The sequence below is a fragment of the Psychrobacillus vulpis genome, assembly GCF_006861825.1.
Lineage (GTDB): Bacteria > Bacillota > Bacilli > Bacillales_A > Planococcaceae > Psychrobacillus > Psychrobacillus vulpis.
Genome location: NZ_VDGI01000004.1, coordinates 294 through 20,642, shown reverse-complemented (window position 1 = coordinate 20,642; position 20,349 = coordinate 294). Strand labels below are relative to the sequence as shown.

Here is a 20,349-nt window from a genome sequence, read left to right as displayed (position 1 = left end):
TGAATAGATTAGCAAATAAAGTTGAGAGGTGTGTTCAATAGATGAAATACCCAATTGTGTTTGAAAATAAAGTGACAGGTGCTTTTGGAACTATTGGAAGAGAGTGGCTAAATGAATTGGATATCACTGTCCAAAAGTATTTAGATAAATGGGATCTTCAATCGGAAGGTCCAGTTGATAACCTATCGTATAATTATGTATTAAAAGTGAATTATGAGAATGATAATCGAGCAATTCTAAAGCTTGGTGTTCCAAACTACGACTTTGACAATGAAATTCGAACACTCCATACGTATAATGGGAAGGGTTGTGTTCAAGTAATTAAAAGCGAACCTGAATGCGGAGCAATGTTATTAGAACATTTACTGCCTGGTACTATGCTTGTAGAAGTCGAAGAAATGCTTGCAATAAAACATTTCGCAAAGGTATGGACTCAACTAAGGAGACAAGTAGAAAAAAATGCAGATCATCCATCTATCAAACATTGGATGAGGGCATTGGACAGATATCTAGAAGTTTACACAAATAATGAAGGGCCAATTTCAACATATAACATTCAACTTGCTCAAACTTATTTTAATGAAATATGTAATACTTCCATTGGAAGCGAACTTTTGCACGGGGATTTACATCATGAAAATATCTTATTTTCAGATAAATACGGATGGATTGCAATTGATCCGAAAGGTGTCATCGGAGACCCATATTTTGATTTCATTTCATTTTTAACGAATCAGTTGTTTCATAAAACAAATCCTAAACAACTAATTGAACAGAGAGTCATTGGGTTGTGTGAAGAAATGAATTTAGATAAGGATCGACTTCTTAAGTCTGGATTTACGATGTCTATTTTATATGCTTGTTGGGGAATTGAAGATAATGACTCAGATTGGAAAAAAACATACCAATGCGCTCTTTGGTTTGAAGAATTGAGAGATCCTAAAAAACAGTTTGCATGATCCCTTCACCGAATGGAAAGGACGGACAAATAAATGAGTTTCAAAGAACTTAGTCATTTATCTGATTATGACAATGTGTTAATAGTCGATGCGAATGGTAATACAATTTTTTATGATGTAGCTGATCTTCATATTTTAAAGCAAATAGGACTTAAACCTGAAGAGTTTCTAAAGAAAAATGTGACATCCTTCTATAAAAATTTACCAAAGGAAGCAAGTACATTAATGAACGTTTTAGCGACCGGTAAACCATTATGGAATACAGATCAGGAATTAACATCCAATAATGGCTTTACATATGTCTCGAGAAGTTCCACTTTTCCAATAATAAATGGTACTTCCATAATTGGAGCAATAGAATTTTCAAAGCATTACTATCAAAAAGAAGACATGCAAATACTTGATCAATTTGCTAGTCATAAAATATATCGGAAAAATAATACCATTTATACAATAGAAAATTTAGTTTCGAAAAGTAGTGTGATGGAGGATATAAAAAATAAAATTCATAAAGTATCAAATACAGATTCAACCATATTAATAAATGGTGAAACAGGTACAGGAAAAGAAATTGTTGCTCAATCCATTCATAATCTCAGTAATCGCTATACCCAGCCATTTATCTCTATTAATTGTGGTGAGATTCCTTCTAATTTTGTAGAACATACTCTATTCGGAACAGAGAAGGATAATCTATCTGCCACACCCGATATTCTTGGTATATTAGAGCAAGCAAATGGAGGTACAATCTTTTTAGACGAAGTAAATGCTCTAGACATTAAGCTCCAAGTTAAACTATTAAAAGTAATTGAAGAAAAACTCATTCGTAGAATAGGTGGAAAACAAGATATTCATTTAAATATTCGAGTAATAGCTGCTACTAACGAGAGTCCAGATAAATTGGTTCATGAGAAAATATTAAGGGAAGACTTATATTATCGTCTTAGTGTTTTTCAAATTGATTTACCTCGATTATCAGAGCGAAAAGAAGATATTTCCATTCTCTCCCGTTACTTTATAGATTTTTACAATCGTCATATGCAAATGAAAATGGAGAAATTGGATGATACAGTATTGTTTGCTTTTGAGCAATATCATTGGCAAGGGAATGTTAGAGAACTGAAGAATGCAATTGAAACTGCTTATAATAATGCAGATTCTAATCAAATTACATTACACGATATACCATCGAAAATAAGAAATTACTCTAGTGCACAAGAGAAAATCGGAAAAATAGATAGCACAATCAATCTAAAGGATAAAGTAGAAGATTTTGAAAAAAGCTTAATAGTTATGGAACTTGGAAAAACTGGCGGAAAACTGGCGGAAACTGCGAGAAGATTAGGAATTTCAAAACAGTTATTGAAATACAAAATGGAAAAATATGAGTTGAGGTAAAAATATTTTTACGAAGGGGGTGAAAAATTTACCTCCTTTTTTTATTTCTATTTAGTCATTAAGATAAAAAGTAACTATTAGAAAATTAAAACATTGGATGCCAGCTATAACATTTTATAAAAATCCAATAATTTGTAAGGGTTTTCAATGGGGAAATCAAGGGGAAGAAGGGAACGAAATGAAAAAATCAGTTCAACATAGCTTAATAGTAGGCTTTGCATTATTTGCAATATTTTTTGGAGCTGGGAATTTAATATTTCCACCTTCCATCGGAAACGTTTCAGGTTCTGAATGGGTGTTAGCGTTGATAGGATTTTGTATTACAGGTATTGTATTGCCGCTTTTAGCTGTCATTGCAATCTTAAATGCAGGTGGTAAATTTGAGGATTTAACAAGGCCGATTAGCCCGTGGTTTTATAAAGTATTTAACTTATTATTAATGGTTGGTATCGGGATGTTCGTAACTATCCCACGTATGTCTGCAACGACACATGAGTTAGGGGTTCACCAGCTTTTTCCGAAGGTACCAGCTATTGTTACGATAATTGTGTTTTTTTCCATTTGTTTTTACTTCGCTATGGATAAATCAAATGTTATAGATAAAATAGGCAAAGTTCTTACACCGGTGTTAGTAATTATTCTTCTCATAATCGTTGGAAAAGGTATTTTTGATCCAATTGGAATACCAGTTGTAACAGACATTAAAAATTCATTTTCTAATGCTTTTATAAGCGCTTATCAAACTGGAGATGTTGTAACTGGAATATTTTGCGCACCAATTTTTATAGCTGCAATTGCAGGCTTTGGATATAAAGGAAAACAAGCTCGAAAGATGGCTATAACAGGAACTCTTATTGCTGGTTTAGGATTATTAGTTGTGTATGGTGGATTATTATTTCTTGGTGCTTCAGGTAGTGGGAAATTCCCTACTGGTATCGAAGACACTACCTTGGTATCAAACGTAATTGAAATATCACTTGGAAATTTCGGTGCAATATCACTAGCGGTTGCGATTGGATTAGCATGTTTAACTTCTGCAATAGGAGTAATTGTTGTAATCGCTGATTTCTTAAATGACTTAACGAAAAATAAATTAAGCTATCGTATATGGGTAGCTGTTGTCTGTATCGTAGGAATTGTAATTGGTTCTGCTGGAGTTGGTGCTATTGTTACTTATGCGATGCCAATCTTTACAGCGTTATATCCAGTAGCAATTGTATTAGTTCTACTTGGAACTTTCCGTAATTTCGTTCCAAATGCAGGATCTTATCAAGGAGCAATTTTGTTAACATTTATCGTTAGTCTCTTTGAAACAATTGGATCTTTAGGTGTAAAGGTTCCTGTGATGTCTCAGTTAATTGTTATGTTGCCATTAAGTTCTGACGGGTTTAGTTGGCTAGTGCCTGCTATTGTCGGATTTATTGTAGGTACGATAATTTATAAATTTAAACTACAAAAAGAATCTACTAATTCTATTAAACCTGTAGAAGTGGAATAATTTAATTTTGAAATACAAAGGAGTTTTACATCATGAATACGACAAAAAAAATGTTTAAGAACGGTAAGATTTTCACATCTAATAGAGACCAAAAATATGCTGATGCAATGATTATTGATAATGGCATTGTGGAGTGGATAGGACAAGCGGATGAAATTCATGACTTCAATGGGGAAGTCATAGATTTAAATAATCGTCGAGTACTTCCTGGTATAATTGATGCTCATATGCATCCTTTAATGTTAGCAAATGCAACCAAACAAATTGCATGTACTCCTCCAGTTGTTTATTCCATAAAAGATATGATTGAAGAACTTTCTAAAAAAGCTGTTGATGTTAGTGAAATCGAATGGATAGAAGGATGGGGCTATGACGAAGGAAAGCTTAAGGAAGGTAGAACTCCAAATCGTCACGATTTAGATGAAGTTTCTCTTACAAATCCGATAGTAATTACTCGTACATGTGGACATATTGTTTCGGTAAATAGTAAAGCGCTTGCTTTTGCAGGTATTACGAAAGAAACTCCTGATCCAGCAGGAGGGCAAATAGATAGAGATGAAAACGGAGAACCAACTGGTATTTTAAGAGAAAGCGCTCGCTTACTAGTTTTGAATAAGATGCCACAGCTTTCAATGGATGAAAATGCAAGCCGTCTTGCTGAGCTAACCGAATCTTTATATGCGCATGGAATTACAGCAATTACAGATTTAATGGCTAGTCATAAACCAATGGATTACCTAGACATGTATAATTTAGCTAGAGAAAAGGGTCTTTCACAAAATGTTGTGCTCTATTATATGTGGGAAGATTTACGAGTAAATCCTGTATTAAATGATGAAAATACTAATCGTAAAAACCCTATCCATATAGGTGGAGTTAAATTATTCGCAGATGGCAGTGTTTCAGGTAAAACGGCTTGGGTAAATCCAGCTTTTTTGGGTGATGAGAATAATTACGGTATTTCTACTACTTCTGAAGAAGAATTATTGGAAGCTGCTGCATATGCAAAAAAACATAAAGTTCAATTAGTTGTTCATGCTATGGGAGAACAAGCGATCGATCTAATTGTTAATACATTCTATGGTGTAGAAGGTTGGGTTCAAGATGGGCCTTCTATTCGAATTGAACATGTAGCTATGCCTACAACACAAGCTTTAGAGCGTGCATCAACAATGAGCATTGCTTTTGTACCACAACCAATATTTCTATATGCTGAAATTGAGAGCTATATAAATAATTTAGGTGCAGAACGTACAAAAACAACCTATCCTGTTAACAAGATGCTAGAAGCTGGAATCCCTGTAGCTTTTTCTTCTGACGCACCGGCAACTGCATGGGCAGACCCTGTAAATCCTTTTGTTGGTATTAAATCAGCGGTAACAAGAGTTGCTTATAAAGGAACAAACACTGGAGAATCTGAAAAGGTTGATGTAGAAACAGCTATTGAATTATATACTCGTTGCGCTCAACAAATCACTCGTATTCCGCATATCGGACAGTTAAAATCGGGGTATCAAGCAGATTTTATCATACTCAACAATGATATTTTAGAAATTTCACCAGAAGAAATTGATCAAATTAATGTAGATGAGACATACGTAAAAGGAAATTCAGTTTATAAAAAAAACTATATTATGAAATAAGTTATAAATTGCTAAGAGATTAATAAACTTTTAGCTCAGAGGTAAGACAAAAGGTTTCGGGAGTGATCAACACTTTCGAAACCTTTTGATTTTTAAATTTATCCTTGAGATGAAGGTTTGTGCTGAAAATTATGTCCGCTTAAGGCACTGTTTGTGCAGTTTGTGTACCTTTCCATGTGTTACCATTTAAATTTAGATGAAGGAATCAATACTAGGAGTATTCAGTACTCCAGCGGGACAGCGAGACAGACGAGACCTGAAGGAGCGTAGCGACGAAGCGGCTCGGCGCTCGCCCGCGGAAAGCGAACAGTAAGCTTCGGAAAACATGTTCTGTCTAATATAAAAATAAAAGATTGTAGACTACTCATTTTTTCAAATGATAAGTATTTGTCTACACTTTATGCTAAGAGTTTAATAGACTCTTAGCTTTTTTACTTCATTTGTCCATTTCGATTTTAGAAGCTTCTAACGTATAATCACACACAAAACAAAAGTTAAAAGCGTCTCAGGAGCAATTTGAAGCAACCCATAAATATCCATAAAATAGTTAATAAAATTGATATTTTGCATAAAAACAGTGAATAAAAAATAAGGTTCCCAAATTCATATTTGGGAACCTTATTTTGTGATAAACTAGGAGAATAAGAGGTGTAAAAAATGAATAGAGAAATACCAAAAATATTAAAGGATTTTCTAGTTTATTTAACTACAATTAAAGGGAAGTCATTACGAACACGTAAAGAATATGAATATGATCTAATCCTGTTTTTAAGATTCCTAAAATCTATAGAGGAAGACATCGATCTTGCCCAAATGAATGAAATTAGTATAAAAGAAATGAATATCGACTTTATAAAAGATATTTCGCTAGAAGACATATATTTATTTTTGGAGTATTGTGAGGTGCAGCGACATAATAGTGCAGCTTCACGTGCAAGAAAAGCAGCAACAATCAAGTCGTTCTTTAAGTATTTAAAAGGGAAGAGAAGACTACTAGAGTATAATCCTGCTGATGAATTGGAGACACCAAAAATCGGGAAGAAAAAGCCAATTTATATGAATCAAGTAGAAGCAGAAACCTTTATTGATGGGATTAAGAAAAATAATCATTATTACCGTAACTATTGCATGATAATGTTCTTTTTAAACTTAGGACTTCGTGTGTCAGAGCTATGTAGCTTAAATCTGACTTCGATACAGGAGAAGGTGTTGTATGTAGTAGGGAAGGGCGATAAAGAAAGAGCGGTTTTCTTAAACAATGTGTGTATCCAATCACTAAAGGTTTACATGCAAAAGGAACGCCAGTATATAAAAGGTGCGAGTACGAATGAATCACTATTCCTATCGCAAAAGGGCACGAGATTGACTCGACAAACGGTTGCAAAGATTGTTAAACAAATTAATGAAGCTTCTGGTTTGAAGAAAGATAAACTAACCCCTCATAAACTAAGACATACATCTGCAACGATTATGTACAAAAATGGAGCAGACATTAGAAGTTTACAGCATATCTTAGGGCACTCAAGTGTTTCCACAACACAAATATATACACATGTAGAAGATAAAGAAATACAACAAGTAATTGAAAGAAACCCATTTAATCATTCAGGTTAACATAATAATGTTATGTAAACTAGTTGTAAGGATTTTAAGAGTTTCTGACCAGATAGAAAAATTTATTACCGAATACTAAAAATTAAGACCGGATAATTAATTTTATGATGGTATAAAATCTTTTCTGTCCAAATATAGGATAAACCAATATAGAAATTTAAATCATGTATCCGACTATTTTATGGAATGGTCTGGAAATTAAATGAAATTTCAGTATAATAATAAAAAGGGGGAATTTGTATGTTTACATATCATATGGATGATAAAACAATGTTAAAAATGCTCGATTTACGGGACTCGGAACGTTTGTTCGATTTGATGATTGGATCAAAAGAAACGCTAAGAGAATGGTTACCATTTATTGATTTCACGAAAACTGTTTCAGATACTCAAAATTTTATACAATCAACGATGAAACAATATAGCGAAAATAATGGATTTCAAGCAGGTATTTGGTACGAAGGAAATCTTGCTGGAGTCATTGGTTTTCATAAAATTGATTGGAACAATAAATCGACAAGCATTGGTTACTGGCTTGGAAATGATTATGTTGGATTAGGGCTGATGACGAAATCAGTCAAAGCTTTAGTTGATTATGCTCTGAAAGACTTGCAATTAAATAGAGTCGAGATTCGTGCAGCAGTAGAAAATAAGAAAAGTAGAGCAGTACCAGAGAGACTAGGATTCACGGAAGAAGGTTGTGTAAGACAATCTGAATGGTTGTACGATCATTTCGTCGATCACGTTGTATACGGTATGCTAAGAAGCGAATGGGAAAACAGCAAACTAAAATAATAGTAGCCATATGAATGTTGAAAGAGATCCTATCATATGATTAATTGTAATCAATTACTCTTAGGAGGACCTCATATGACGAATAAGCAACATCCAGCACCATTTGAGAAAATGATGATTGTTCGGACGGTCGTACTATTAGTTGCATGGTTAAACCAATTTCTAGTTATGAAAGGCTATAGTCCATTGCCGATTAATAACGAAGAGTTGGAATTTGCAGTTACGTTTGGATTTGCTTTTATTGCATCGGTTTGGGCATGGTGGAAAAATAACGATGTGCGTTACAAAGCAAGGCGCAATACACAGTATCTGAAAGACAAAGGCTTAAGATAAGCAATGAACTAGGAAGCAAAACGAGTGAAATCGTTTTACTTCCTATTTTTTGTCTATTTGGTTGCGTGTATAGGTACTGGCCAATCAATATTCTGATTGTTTATAGATTCACTACACTTTTTCATGGCAAATCCAAATGCTATAAATATGAGTCCTCCAAAAACTATACTGAGAGCTTTTCGGATGAAAATTAAATGCATGAACGCATCTACTCCATAATTTAAAATTAGGCAAGCTTGAATACTGTTCATCACAAGTCCCCTAATAACCATAATTGCATTTACCAATTGAAAATACTTTACATTTCCATTTAAATAAAATAGCTTTTTACTATTTTCTCTTGGATATCCTTGAAAATAAGAAATATCCACGGCAAAATATAATGCAAAAGGTTTCTTTATAAGCATTGATACTATATGAACAAAAGTGAAGGCATAGCCCAACCAAACAGAATTCCATAGCATTTGTAAAGCAGAACCAGAAAGTAAGTCAACAATTGTACTAAGTGCCATGGAAGAAATAATAAATAGTCCAACTATATTAAACTGTTTATCTATAAAAAAACGGTACAGAGTATATATGATTGCAGGTAAGGTAGAAAGTAGCATAGCATAATAATCACCTAAATATTCTCTACCGTATGTCCAAATGAGGTAGGGAGCCGCCATATAAAAGATGAGTTCAAGAATAATAAATTTTGATTTCATACAATTCTCCTTAATAGTTCACTTTAATAAAATGGTCAATTGCTTTTTCGATAAAGTTTACAATTACTTCTTCTAGTTGATACATACCAATTGTTCCATTTGACTCTTTTTGGGTTGACCATACTTTTTGCGCCATTTGAAAATCTCCATTGAAGGCCTCTTCTAGCAACGTAACCCATCTACGTGCTAACTCTTGTGCTTTAGGACTTTTAACATCTAAGTCAACACTTCTGCGAACATCATTGATTAGTGCAATATATTTTTGCATCTGTTCACCATCATCACCAATTCTAGGCAATTTTCTTAACTGAGTAATTTCGTCTTTCGAAAAGTGTTGTCTCCATAAGTCCTCATATACATCAAGTTTGGTAGGTGTAGAGTGAAGGCTAGTTTCTTTTAAAATATCTTTCCAATTAGTTATTTCCTCCAATTCACTTAACTGGAGTATATATCGAATAGAATGAGCGCGTTTTTCAATCTCCTTTTTCTCTTTTTCTAACAATGCTAATTGCATCATAAGCGCTTCTTTATGATCTAAATTCTGATACGCTAACATGTAATGAATAGAGGTTAGTGGAAAGCCAATTTCCTTTAGCATCTTTATATAAAGGAGCTTTGTCACTTCTTTTTCTTCGTAATAGCGATGTCCACCATCACTAATGTTAGTCGGTTTTAACAAGCCTATTTCATCATAATAACGAAGAGTTCTTACTGTAGTAGTACTTAATTTGGCCAGACTACCTATTGAATACAAAATAATCCCTCATTTCCAATACATTAAATTCATTATAAAAGCTAACGCTACGTTAGAATCAAGTGAAATTTTTAAAATATCAGATATTTTTTTAAACAGAGGATTATTTGCGGATTCGGAAAATACTTTTTTGAAATGTTGCGTGAATTTGTATTCAAGTTTATAGTTTTATTATATGGTAATATTTGTATAGTTGTATATACATACTTTCCTATAATCGTTATCAAATGATTTTTACTAAAGGGGATTTTTATGGATTACAAAATTGTGTTTTTTGATGTTGATGGAACTATTACGAATCACGAAGATGGTAGTATTTCAAAAAATACGAAAGAAGCAATAAAAGTATTAAAAAACAATGGCATTAGGGTAGTAGCTGCAACTGGAAGACCTTTATCTATGTGCAAAGAAATAAGAGAACTAGGAATAGATACTTTCATCACTGCGAATGGAGGATATGTAAAGCACAATAACGAGGTTATTCATAAAGTAGCTTTGGATAGAAGCATTATCCAAGAAGTATTTGAATTTGCGTATACAGAAAATCATGGTTTGTCATTCTTCACGGAGAATTTTAGCATGAACGGTGTAAAGAATGATGAGATATTAAAATCATTGAAGGAAACTTTGTCATTAGAGGACTATCCTACAGTAGATCAACTGATTTATACGCAAGAAGTATATTTAATGTGTTTATATGCGTCTGACGAAATTGTTGAGAAATATATTCAAAAATTTCCTCATCTAATATTTCAAAGATGGCATCCTTTTGTATTGAATGTATTACAGGAAGAAGTATCTAAATCTTTAGCTATTATTAAAGTTTTACAGCATTTTGACTTGGATAAATCAGAAGCAATTGCGTTTGGGGATGGTGAAAATGATATAGACATGTTGGAATTAGTGGGACTTGGTATAGCGATGGGGAATGGAAATGAAAGATTAAAAAGAGCTGCAGATTTCGTAACTAAAAAATCAAGTGAAGACGGAATTGACTTTGCACTAAAAAAGTTTGGGATCATTTAAGGAATAAGAATACAGAAGACATAATATAAAAAAGGAACTACGGATATGATTTTAACAAATAATACAATAGAAAAGTTAAGTATGAGTATACTTAATGTTCTAAATAAAAGACTTGACTGGCAAATTGAAGAGATAAGCTTTATAGACAACGGAGTAGTAAACGCTGTCTTTCTAATAAACGAGAAAAATTTAGGGAAACTTGCAGTGAGGACACCTTGGAGATCAGAAGAAAATATGATGGATAAAGATTCAAGTGGAATTATCTCCTTAAAAAAAGAAGCAACTATTTCAGAGCATTGTCACAAATATCAAATACCAGTACCAAAAATACATAAGTTGTATTTAAGTAATGAAATAAACTTTCTAGTATCTGATTTTGTATCGGGGGATAATCAAGAGATTTCTTCCTACGACATTGGAGAGCTTACATCTAAAATACATACAGTTCCGTTGGATGGTCTATCCATTGTCGATCAAAATGAACGGACTTTGAGTAACATTGTTTCTCACAGAATAGCAGAACGAGTTAAATCACTAAGTAAACTAATGAATATTAATATTGTTGTACCTAGTCAAGAAGAATTTGAAACAATTTTGGATACTTCACAAACAAAAAATAGTTTGCTACACCTTGATGTAAGGCAGCCAAATTTAATAGGGGAAAATGGAAAAATTAAAGCGATTATAGATTGGGATAATGCCATTATTGGAAATCCAATAATGGAGTTAATGAGAATTTCTGAATCTGAAGAGTTGAATGAGGGTGAATTTTTAAAAGGATATAAAGAAGTAGACATTATCAAAAATACTGATGCAGTTATACAATCAATATATAGACTTGATACTGCTTTAATGTTATCTATATTGTTCACCTTTTTCATAAATGATTCCGAAAAAAGAGATTACTATGTTAAACGTGTCCATTTTCTAACTCAAGAAATACGCAAGTATTTATAGTTCACTAATAATCCATCCCGACTTATCTATAAAGGTAAATCGGGATTTTTACATGTAAGTCTACTTATTCTTGCCAATTATAATAATCTTGAGCATGTACTACTTGGAATCCGATTGATTCATAAAGTCGGAGGGCATGTGCATTTTTGGTTTCTACTTCAAGATGTACCGAGTAACCCGACTCAGACTGTTGTTTAACTACTTTTTGCAAAACTTTACGTCCAATTCCTTTTCCTTGATGAATCGGCAAGATGGAGAAACCATAAATCCATGCTTCGCCATTTTCTCGCTTCACTCGGATCTTCCCAACCGTCTCTTCATTTACATCGATCATCATCATATTATTGTCAGAGTCTCCGTCTATTCTACTTTCCATTGATAATGCATCTTCTTTAGGAAGACCAAATGCTTCTACAGACAAACGGACACGCATTTCTAAATCTGCTGATTTTGCATTTCTTAGAGTAATCACTTGGACCTCTTCGAGAGACTTTTCTTTCCACGTCATTTGATGTTCGGAAAATTCGTACTGAGCTCCTTGTTTAGCTAAAAACGCTTTAGCTTCATCAGAACTTGCTGGTGCATTTAACAAGATTCTTTTGAAACCATTTTGTTTTGCTAGAGCCATCCCTTGTTGAAATAATTGAGAAAAATACTGTTTTCGTCGCTCACTTGGTTTCACCATACCGCATACTTCTACCGTAGAACCAAAAGCGTATAAACCTAAAAAAGCTACTAGTTCATCATTAACATAATGAAAGAAGTCAAGTTGATCTGAATCTCTATTCCGAAGCATTTCCCAGTTTAATTTTAATTGAATATGATCGTGTGCTTCACATTCCTTTTGAAGCTTTTCAATATCTTGCAATTGTTTTGATGTTAGCATGAATTTCTCCCTTTATTTGGACTTGTATTATACAATTTATGGTTTTATTTTACACGAGTGAATAAAAAAAACAATAATTTTCAGAGAATTTATGAGGGATCTGAATGATAACAAAAAACACGTAGTAAGAATTTTGTGCTGTCTCACATGAATCATTTTGTATGCTGAACTAGAATATTGTATGATAGAATAAAAGTTTTAAAAGGGAGTTGAAACTGATGATGTGGTCACCTCTATTTGAAAATGATGTACCTGTAGTGATTCTCCCTTAACGGTAGAGTAAACTACATCTCCGTTAGGGACAGGAACTGTCTAGAGAAAACGGAGGGTACTAAATGAAAAACACTTTATTAGGTTCATTATATTTATCAATTGCTGCTAGTATTTGGGGAGGGATGTATGTTGTTGTAAAAGTTGTAGTTGACGTTGTTCCGCCGTTAGAATTAGTATGGATTCGTTATGTAATTGCATTTTTTACATTACTAATTATTGGTATTGTAACAAAACAATCTTGGCGGATCGAGAAACAAGACTGGTTATTAATCTTTGTAATAGGGCTAGTTGGAAATACAATTTCAATCGTAACCCAAGAAGTAGGTACTATGCTATCTACAGCCCAAATGGGGGCCATTATTACTTCAACAACTCCTGCATTTATGGTAATATTTGCGCGTATCATTTTAAAAGAAAGAATTACAATTAAAAAAGCTATTTCTATTATTTTTGCAACAACTGGTGTATGTGTTATTGTTGGAAGCGCCCATATAGATTCATCACAACTTGGTGGCATATCACTGCTTACCGCAGCACTAACTTGGGCACTTATGTCAGTTATTATTAAAAGAGTACCTGGGCATTATTCACAAATTGTTATAACAAGCTATGCTATTCTGGTGGCAATTTTGGTACTTACGCCATTTACATTTAGTCGTCTTCCTGAATTAGATTTTGTTTCCATGATGAATCCATCCATTTGGGGTGGTCTTGTATACTTAGGAGTTATTTCCACAGCATGCGGTTTTTTACTGTGGAACCGTGGACTGCAAATGCTGAATGCTTCAAGTGGAGGATTATTTTTCTTTTTCCAACCTATAGTCGGTACATTTTTAGGATGGTTATTACTAGGAGAACAAATTGGCTTGTCTTTTTGGATTGGTACAATACTAATTTTTATGGGTGTATTATTAGTCATTCGAGAAGAGTAAGCAATAAGAAAAAGCTGATTGGTGTATTTACCGATCAGCTTTTTAAATATGCTGCTCCGATAGTCGGAAGAGTGTACTAAATATAAAAATGCCGTTAGAGAAGAAGGAACACTTCAGATTAAACGGCATTTCGTGATTGAGTATTTTGATTAAAAGCTTTTATGTTCTATAAAATGTAACGCATTACTTGGACATGTTGCAATGACTCTTTTTACATCTTCATGCAGTGATGCGCTTGGTTCGACCCATGGTTTTCGATTCATGTTAAACGTTGAAGGTAAATATTTAATACAGTTAGCTGCATGCGTACATTTTCCTGCGTGAAAAAAAACATCTATCTCTTCGCTTTTATATTTTTTGTATCCAGCTTTGATAAGATCCTTTTCATTTTCCTCATGCATATTTAATCTCCAGTGCTTTTAAATGTCGATAATGATTGGTAGTATCATCGGTCTTCTTTTTGTTCGACTGTATAATAGTTTTTCAATAGATTTTTTAATATTTTGTTTTAACTCTCGCTGGTTTCTATTGAAATCCCTCGTTTTGTTAATGGTTGCTCGAACTGACTCATTTACTTCTTTTATTAGTTCTTCTGATTCCGGACCATAAATAAATCCACGTGAAATAGTATCTGGTCCAGAAATAATCTTACCTTGCGATTTACTAATTGTCGTCACAATGACAAGCATACCATCCTCTGAAAGGAGTTTCCGATCTCGTAATATTATATTTCCAACATCACCTATACCGAAGCCGTCTACAAAAATATTCCCTGAATCGACACTGCGTGTTTGAACAGCTTTTCCATCGACAATATCTACAACATCACCATTATTTACAATGAAAATGTTATTTGATTTTACCCCGACTGATTCGGCTAATATTCGATGTTGATGGAGCATTCTATATTCTCCGTGAATAGGGATAAAGTATTTAGGTTTCATTAGAGTAAGCATAAGTTTTAACTCTTCCTGGCAAGCATGTCCAGAAACATGCATTCCCGTAACAGTACCAGATCCGTATATCACCCTAGCACCTAACAGAAATAAATTATCGATTATGCGTGAAACACTCCGCTCGTTCCCAGGAATTGGACTTGCAGCTAGGATAACTGTATCTTCGGGGAGAACTTCAATATCACGAAAATTTGAACTCGATAGACGTGATAATGCGGCCATCGGCTCTCCCTGACTTCCAGTACATAGAATTGCTACTTTTTCTGGATCCATCGCACTTACTTCTCTAGATTCTATTAACATGCCTTCTGGTACTTCTAAGTAACCACGCTCTATCGCTACAGATACTACATTAACCATACTACGACCAACTAAAGCAAGTTTTCTATTTGTCTTTATAGCTGCATTCACAACTTGCTGTACACGATGAACGTTAGAAGCAAATGTTGAAATAAATACTTTCCTAGGCGCATCACGAAATGCATCCACAATATGATCTCCTACAAGTCGTTCGGATGGGGTAGAACCAGGTCTTTCTGCGTTCGTACTTTCTGATAAAAGTAGTAGTACACCTTGTTGACCAAGTTCCGCCATTTTATGAATGTCTGGAGATTGATTGTCAACAGGCGTAAAATCAAATTTAAAATCGCCAGTGTGTACAATCGTACCTTGTGGTGTATGAAATGCTATTCCTAAACAATCAGGAATACTATGACTCGTTCTAAAAAAAGTTGTCCTAATTGTACCTAGCCGTACTATAGACTCCTCATCAATTAATAACAGCTTTGTTTGTCTAAGTAGGCCGTGTTCTTTCAATTTTAATTCGATTAGACCAAGTGTTAGATTGGTGGCATAGACTGGCATATTCAATTGTTTTAAGAGATAGGGAATACCTCCAATATGGTCCTCGTGCCCATGGGTAACAATCAATGCTCGAATTTTGTCCTTGTTTTCTTTTAAGAAAGAAATATCTTGAATAATTAAATCAATTCCTAAAAGACTCTCATCAGGAAACTTTGCTCCGCAGTCGATTACAACAATATCATCTGAGGATTGTATAACGTACATATTCTTGCCGATTTCATTTACACCGCCAAGAGCGAAAATGGATAGTGTATGATCTGATGTATTCAAATTGTGTTTCCTCCACTTCAATATCATATACAAAGTATTGCCTTATTTATTGGTTTTATAAGGGATATTGGAAGTAAAATTTTTTCAAAAAAATATGGAAAAAATCATGTTATTAATATAAAATACTGATTTTGAAAGAGGGGGTGCACGTATTGTTAGAGAATATCGACTACCCTAATCCAAAAAGCAATTTACGTCAAAGTATATTGCGCGCTGATTGTGAAAATTGTTTTGGCTTATGTTGTGTAGCATTAACCTTTGTAGCTTCCTCTGATTTTACAATCAATAAAGATAGCGGAAAGCCATGTAAGAATCTTCAATCAGACTTTCGATGTGGCATTCATAAAAACCTCAGTCAGAATGGTTTCAAAGGTTGTACTGTTTTTGATTGCTTTGGAGCAGGTCAAAAGGTTTCTCAATATACTTTTAATGGCGTCGATTGGCGAGATAACCCAGAAACAGCAAAAAAATGTTCGATGTGTTCCCAATTATGCAGCAACTTCATGAGATGCAATCGTATTTGGCTGAAGCACTTGAGTTAAAAGCGTGTATTCCTATTCACCGAGAGCTTAAATTGGCATTAGACGAAACTGCTCATCTGACTGAACTTAGTCCTGATGAAATCCTGCGACTAGACATTCATTCTCACCGAGCTTCTATTAATTCATTGTTAGTACAAACAAGTGAACTAGTACGGAAGGAAGCACTACATAAGAATACGAATTCCAGTAAAAAGTTGAAACTTGACCGCCGAGGAGCAGATCTTATCGGTGTAAATTTAAGAGGAGCTAATCTAAGAGGGGTAAACTTAAGAGGTGCATATCTTATTGCTACTAATCTCCAAAATGCCGACTTGAGAGATGCTGACTTTATAGGTGCTGATTTACGAGATGCTGATATTAGAGGAGCAGATTTCACCGGGAGTATCTTTCTTACACAAATTCAGGTTAACTCGGCAAGAGGGGACATAAGGACAAAATTGCCGCACTTACTTTCTCACCCTGCACATTGGTCAACTAACTAAACAACTTAAATGAGACCGTCGAATAAGTAAGAAAATCGTTTAAACGGCTCCTTTTCCCTGGGTGGGTTAGGAGTATCAACTTTTTGAACGATTTTCTAATAATGAAAAAATAGAGTAGAGTGTGGGAATGATTGAAGTTCCCGCACTCTACTTTTTTGTTTTTAGACAATCCGGTTATATATATTTAAATGCAGGAAAGAAAGAAATGTTATACCATATTGAGTATTTACCATTTTCTAAATTGTAAGATTTTGACCATTGTCGAATTTGTGAATTATATGCTAGACTTTTATTTGGATACTAGTTATTCATCTTAATTCGCAATTGTCATCTCATAATTTATTCATTGAGCATCTTAGAAGAGCAGAGAGGAAGATTGTATGCAAGAACAACAATTATCTAGAGGTCTTAAAAACAGACATGTGCAGTTAATAGCAATTGGTGGGGCAATAGGAACTGGATTATTTCTTGGAGCAGGTAAATCTATTCATCTTGCTGGACCATCCATTCTATTCGCATATTTGATAACAGGTATCGTTTGCTTTTTAATTATGCGCGCACTTGGTGAACTTCTGCTAAGTAATTTGAATTATCATTCGTTCGTAGACTTTGTCCAAGACTATTTAGGAAATATGGCTGCATTTATTACTGGCTGGACGTACTGGTTTTGCTGGATATCAATCGCAATGGCAGACTTAACGGCAGTTGGTCTCTATACACAATATTGGTTACCTGAAGTACCACAGTGGATGCCAGGCTTAATCGCACTAGTCATATTGCTCATTATGAATCTTGCAACTGTTAAACTCTTTGGTGAAATGGAATTCTGGTTTGCCTTAATCAAAGTTATCGCAATATTAGCATTAATTGTAATCGGTATTTTCATGATAATTAAAGGCTTTTCCACTGATGCTGGGGCATCGAGCTTCTCTAATTTATGGAGTCACGGTGGAATGTTTCCTAATGGTATGCATGGCTTTATTCTATCATTCCAAATGGTTGTTTTTGCGTTTGTCGGTATTGAACTTGTCGGTCTGACTGCAGGAGAAACGGAAAATCCTGAAAAAGTTATTCCGAAAGCTATAAATAACATTCCAATCCGAATTTTAATATTCTATATCGGTGCACTTGTTGTCATTATGAGCATTTATCCTTGGAGTGCAATCAATCCATTAGCAAGCCCATTTGTTCAAGTATTCGTTGCAGTTGGAATTGCTGCAGCAGCAGGGATTGTCAACTTCGTTGTTCTGACATCCGCAGCTTCAGCATGTAACAGTGCCATTTTTAGTACTAGCAGAATGGTTTATACGCTTGCAAAAGATGAGAACGCACCAGTTCCATTTACAAAATTAACTTCCAACAAAGTACCTTCTAATGCATTGTTCTTCTCAACTATTGTCATTCTTGTTGCGGTTGTGTTGAATTATGTAATGCCAGAAGGTGTATTTACACTTATTACAAGTGTTTCTACAGTATGTTTTATATTTATTTGGGGAATTACGGTTATTAGCCATTTAAAATACCGTAAAACAAGACCGTATCTAGCGAAGGTAAACAAATTTAAACTACCACTCTATCCATTTTCAAATTACTTAATCCTTGCATTTTTAGCTTTCGTTCTTGTCGTGTTAGCACTTGCCGAAGACACTCGTATTGCTTTATTTGTAACGCCTGTATGGTTTGTTCTGCTCGTTGTGATTTATTCGATGCGAAAAACAAAGGTTAAGCAATTGAATCCTAGATAAAACAACCACAATTAGTACCAATTTGGATAAATAGAAAAGTCGTTATAAAATATGAAAACTCCCAATTATCCTTACTGGGATAGGGAGTTTTCATATTTCATGGAGAAGCATTTTGCAAACAAATCCACTTCTATTAATAAAGAAGTGGATTTGTCCGATTTATATTTGTTTATATCTTTTCTTTTCATTTAAATAATCTTTATAGACTAAAACAGCAACAACAATAAAACTTATACTAACAACTCGAAAGATCATCTCTAAACTAATCCATTCAGCTAAAATACCTAGTACAAATGCGCTAACCCCAATACCAACGTCAAAACTGGAATAAAAGGTTGCGTTGGCTGCTCCACTTTTTTCTTCACTTACACTTTGAACTGCCCATGTTTGTAAACATGGCATAACTGTTCCATAACCTACCCCAAATAATATAGCTGCAATAATGAGATGGAGATCATTTGTAGCATAAGAAAGTATAACAAGTGATAAGAATCCCAACATTGCTGACACAATGATAATAGACCAAGGTCCTTTTTTGTCATACCATTTTCCTGTAAACGGGCGTAATAAAGTAGCTACCGTTGCATTGATAAGAAAGAATAAAAAAATGTGTTCTAATCCCTGTTCTTTTCCGAAAAGAACTAAGAAAGTAATAATCGCTCCAAAACCAAGTGTTGTGATGACCGCCAGTAATGCTGGAAACCATGCGTCTTTCTCAAAAATCATGTTAAAAAATCGAAATGGTTGTTTCTCTCTCTGTACAGGAGAAGGTGATTGTACGAATTGTAGTGCTATGACTGCCAATAGACTAAGTATTACAGATGACCAAATTAAAATGTCAAAGGAAAAAGAGTTATATAGAAAAATACCTAAACTCGGTGCTATGATTGCCCCCACAGTTGTTGAAATAGAGAAATAACCCATTCCTTCTCCTAACTTTGTCTTAGGAATTATATCGACTGCTATTGTACTATTGGTTGTTGTTGATACACCCCAGGCAATGCCGTGAAAAAATCGTATCAATAGAAACATCCATACGATATTGAGCAAAGGATAGATGATTGTAGTAATCATTAAAACTGCACTGGCCACAATTGCTAGACTTTTCCGTTGATTATCTATTAAATAGTATCCTACCAATGGTCTGATTAGTACAGCGCCTATAGTAAATAACGTTGTCACTAAACCTACCTGAATGGTAGAAGCATTAAGACTTAACAAATAAGTTGGCAAAATAGGCAGTAACATTTCAAACCCAATAAAAACTAAAAAGTTGCTGATAAATATAAAAAGAAATGATTTACTAAAGATTTTTTGATTGTCCATATTAAGATTCCTCGCTTCTAAATTTTTTTAACTTAGAAGCGCCTGGAACACTGAAACGTTTTTCAACTGCCTTATGTCTTTAATCAATTGATTCACCCTCTTTAATTATAAATTTATCAATATAAAAAGGCATCTCACTCAGATTGCCTAGTTGTTTATTTATAATAGAAACTACCTAATTAATAATAGTTAATAAATATACCCTATTTCGTGATAATAATCAACCATTTTTTCATTTATTGACAAAACCCTGATATCCTTCGGCAGTGACTACCCTTTTTGAGACAGGAATAAAACACCATATTATGCAGCCAATTGACGGTATTGAACCGGCGATTGGCTGTTTAGTTTCGTTTGAATACGGATATTGTTATAATAAGTAATGTATT

The 20,349-nt window shown here is 34.1% G+C and carries 18 protein-coding genes and 1 pseudogene; 12 read left to right on the top strand and 7 right to left on the bottom strand.

The window, feature by feature from the left end; all coding sequences use genetic code 11:
• Positions 1–41: 41 nt before the first annotated feature.
• The 7 genes from FG384_RS05790 to FG384_RS05760 all read left to right on the top strand — a co-directional run bounded on the left by FG384_RS05790 (position 42) and on the right by FG384_RS05760 (position 8,240).
• On the top strand, positions 42–959 hold the full coding sequence (locus FG384_RS05790) for an aminoglycoside phosphotransferase family protein (RefSeq protein WP_142641648.1): 918 nt from the start codon (positions 42–44) through the stop codon (positions 957–959).
• Positions 960–992: 33 nt separating this feature from the next.
• On the top strand, positions 993–2,357 hold the full coding sequence (locus tag FG384_RS05785; RefSeq protein ID WP_142641647.1) for a sigma-54 interaction domain-containing protein: 1,365 nt from the start codon (positions 993–995) through the stop codon (positions 2,355–2,357).
• A gap of 178 nt (positions 2,358–2,535) precedes the next feature.
• Positions 2,536–3,855: a branched-chain amino acid transport system II carrier protein gene (gene brnQ / locus FG384_RS05780; protein ID WP_142641646.1), complete on the top strand. Its 1,320-nt coding sequence runs from the start codon at positions 2,536–2,538 to the stop codon at positions 3,853–3,855.
• 32 nt (positions 3,856–3,887) lie between these two features.
• Positions 3,888–5,498, top strand: a complete 1,611-nt coding sequence (locus tag FG384_RS05775; RefSeq protein WP_142641645.1) for an amidohydrolase — start codon at positions 3,888–3,890, stop codon at positions 5,496–5,498.
• A gap of 657 nt (positions 5,499–6,155) precedes the next feature.
• Complete coding sequence (locus tag FG384_RS05770) at positions 6,156–7,112, top strand: tyrosine-type recombinase/integrase (protein WP_142641644.1); 957 nt, start codon at positions 6,156–6,158, stop codon at positions 7,110–7,112.
• A gap of 240 nt (positions 7,113–7,352) precedes the next feature.
• Positions 7,353–7,907 (top strand): GNAT family N-acetyltransferase, encoded by a 555-nt coding sequence (locus FG384_RS05765; RefSeq protein WP_142641643.1) that lies wholly within the window; start codon positions 7,353–7,355, stop codon positions 7,905–7,907.
• A gap of 75 nt (positions 7,908–7,982) precedes the next feature.
• Positions 7,983–8,240 (top strand): phage holin, encoded by a 258-nt coding sequence (locus FG384_RS05760; RefSeq protein ID WP_142641642.1) that lies wholly within the window; start codon positions 7,983–7,985, stop codon positions 8,238–8,240.
• A 53-nt stretch (positions 8,241–8,293) separates the two neighbouring features.
• On the opposite strand, the gene FG384_RS05755 is transcribed toward FG384_RS05760, so the two are convergent.
• Positions 8,294–8,947, bottom strand: coding sequence for a VC0807 family protein (locus FG384_RS05755; protein WP_142641641.1), 654 nt, complete (start codon positions 8,945–8,947; stop codon positions 8,294–8,296).
• A 10-nt stretch (positions 8,948–8,957) separates the two neighbouring features.
• Entirely contained in the window at positions 8,958–9,701 is a 744-nt protein-coding gene (locus tag FG384_RS05750; RefSeq protein WP_166462385.1) for a MerR family transcriptional regulator, read from the bottom strand.
• Positions 9,702–9,953: 252 nt separating this feature from the next.
• Between FG384_RS05750 and FG384_RS05745 the strand changes: the two genes are divergently transcribed.
• Positions 9,954–10,727, top strand: coding sequence for a Cof-type HAD-IIB family hydrolase (locus tag FG384_RS05745; protein ID WP_142641639.1), 774 nt, complete (start codon positions 9,954–9,956; stop codon positions 10,725–10,727).
• A 45-nt stretch (positions 10,728–10,772) separates the two neighbouring features.
• Positions 10,773–11,684 (top strand): phosphotransferase, encoded by a 912-nt coding sequence (locus FG384_RS05740; protein WP_142641638.1) that lies wholly within the window; start codon positions 10,773–10,775, stop codon positions 11,682–11,684.
• A gap of 64 nt (positions 11,685–11,748) precedes the next feature.
• Here FG384_RS05740 and FG384_RS05735 read toward each other — a convergent pair whose 3' ends face one another.
• The gene (locus FG384_RS05735; protein ID WP_142641637.1) at positions 11,749–12,570 is read right to left on the bottom strand and encodes a GNAT family N-acetyltransferase; all 822 of its coding nucleotides are present in this window, start codon (positions 12,568–12,570) and stop codon (positions 11,749–11,751) included.
• Positions 12,571–12,905: 335 nt separating this feature from the next.
• Between FG384_RS05735 and FG384_RS05730 the strand changes: the two genes are divergently transcribed.
• Positions 12,906–13,775 carry a DMT family transporter gene (locus FG384_RS05730; protein ID WP_142641636.1) on the top strand — a complete coding sequence of 290 codons (870 nt, stop codon included), beginning with the start codon at positions 12,906–12,908 and terminating at the stop codon, positions 13,773–13,775.
• Positions 13,776–13,924: 149 nt separating this feature from the next.
• Here the strand turns inward: FG384_RS05730 and FG384_RS05725 are convergent, their stop codons facing one another.
• Both FG384_RS05725 and FG384_RS05720 read right to left on the bottom strand, forming a co-directional pair.
• On the bottom strand, positions 13,925–14,176 hold the full coding sequence (locus tag FG384_RS05725; RefSeq protein ID WP_142641635.1) for a (4Fe-4S)-binding protein: 252 nt from the start codon (positions 14,174–14,176) through the stop codon (positions 13,925–13,927).
• An 18-nt stretch (positions 14,177–14,194) separates the two neighbouring features.
• A complete protein-coding gene (locus FG384_RS05720) occupies positions 14,195–15,892 on the bottom strand; it encodes a ribonuclease J (protein WP_240793357.1) in 1,698 nt (565 codons plus the stop codon).
• Between the two features lie 125 nt (positions 15,893–16,017).
• Here FG384_RS05720 and FG384_RS05715 point away from each other — a divergent pair.
• Positions 16,018–16,889: pseudogene (locus FG384_RS05715) on the top strand (pentapeptide repeat-containing protein).
• Between the two features lie 380 nt (positions 16,890–17,269).
• Complete coding sequence (locus FG384_RS05710; protein ID WP_142641633.1) at positions 17,270–18,634, top strand: amino acid permease; 1,365 nt, start codon at positions 17,270–17,272, stop codon at positions 18,632–18,634.
• A 159-nt stretch (positions 18,635–18,793) separates the two neighbouring features.
• Here the strand turns inward: FG384_RS05710 and FG384_RS05705 are convergent, their stop codons facing one another.
• The gene (locus FG384_RS05705; protein ID WP_142641632.1) at positions 18,794–19,960 is read right to left on the bottom strand and encodes an MFS transporter; all 1,167 of its coding nucleotides are present in this window, start codon (positions 19,958–19,960) and stop codon (positions 18,794–18,796) included.
• 303 nt (positions 19,961–20,263) lie between these two features.
• Positions 20,264–20,349 (bottom strand): IS3 family transposase (locus FG384_RS05700; protein WP_142641792.1); only part of this gene is annotated, 86 nt, incomplete at its 5' end.